The sequence below is a fragment of the Stenotrophomonas sp. P5_A8 genome, from assembly GCF_056400545.1.
In genome coordinates this window covers 1-937 of sequence record NZ_JBFULB010000601.1, presented here as the reverse complement: position 1 = coordinate 937, position 937 = coordinate 1, and the positions used below count along the sequence as shown (strand labels likewise).

The window sequence follows — 937 nt, the reverse complement described above, 5'->3', positions numbered from 1 at the left end:
ACGGTCGGCTCTACGGGTGCTTGACATCGGCAGCGTCCGACGTAGAGCTGACCGTTGGTCAGCTGCCCTCCGCCCCGGCGTCGCGGTATTGGAAGGATCCGCCGCGTTGCGTGCGGCGGCCGACCAACGGTCGGCCCCAAGGTGGAGCAGCCGACCAACGGTCGGCTCTACGGGTGCTTGACATCGGCAGCGTCCGACGTAGAGCTGACCGTTGGTCAGGTGCCCTCCGCCCCGACGTCGCGGTATCGGAAGGATCCGCCGCGTTGCGTGGGGYAGCCGACCAATCAGYGGCCCCAAGGTGCGTCAGCCGACCAACGGTCGGCTCTACGGGGGGCGGGGCGTTGCGGGTGGTAGGGCGTCGATGGGCCAGCGACACCACGAGAAGGGATACTGGCMGATTACATGTGCCAGGCCAGCGCGGACCGGGTTGGCGAGGATATAGGCCGCCTGATGGTGCAGGTCTTCGTCGTTTCGCAGCGCGTGGTCGAAGTAGCCCGCCTGCCAGAGAGGCCCGCTGCGGTTCAATTGGCGATTGATGAGCAGGCTGCTGCGTGACTTGAAGCGCTGCATGCAGGCGCCGAGGGACCCGTGTCGGAGCTGCATCAGCCAATGCACATGGTCCGGCATCACCACCCAGGCGAGGTTGCGGACCATCTGTTCCTGCTCCAACGCCTGCATTACCTGCGCCACGTGCTGTGCCAGACAAGGCTGGCGAAAGTGGGGGACACGGGAATGGACGACGCTCGTCAGTGCATAGATGTTGCCTACGCTGGAGTGGCGGCCGTGATGGAGGCGTGGGCTGGGCATGCCATCAGAGTGCGGCTGGCCTGGCGCGGAAAGAATCAGGCGATGTCCATTCGGGGTGTGGGGATGTGGGCTGAGGCAGCCGACCAACGGTCGGCTCTACGGGGGGCGGGGCGTTGCGGGTGGTAGGGCG

At 66.5% G+C, this 937-nt stretch carries 1 protein-coding gene; it reads right to left on the bottom strand.

Translation table 11 applies throughout. From position 1 onward, the window contains the following. Positions 1-324 precede the first annotated feature (324 nt). Positions 325-807 carry an REP-associated tyrosine transposase gene (locus AC1DQP_RS20985; protein WP_478052495.1) on the bottom strand — a complete coding sequence of 161 codons (483 nt, stop codon included), beginning with the start codon at positions 805-807 and terminating at the stop codon, positions 325-327. Positions 808-937: the final 130 nt, after the last annotated feature.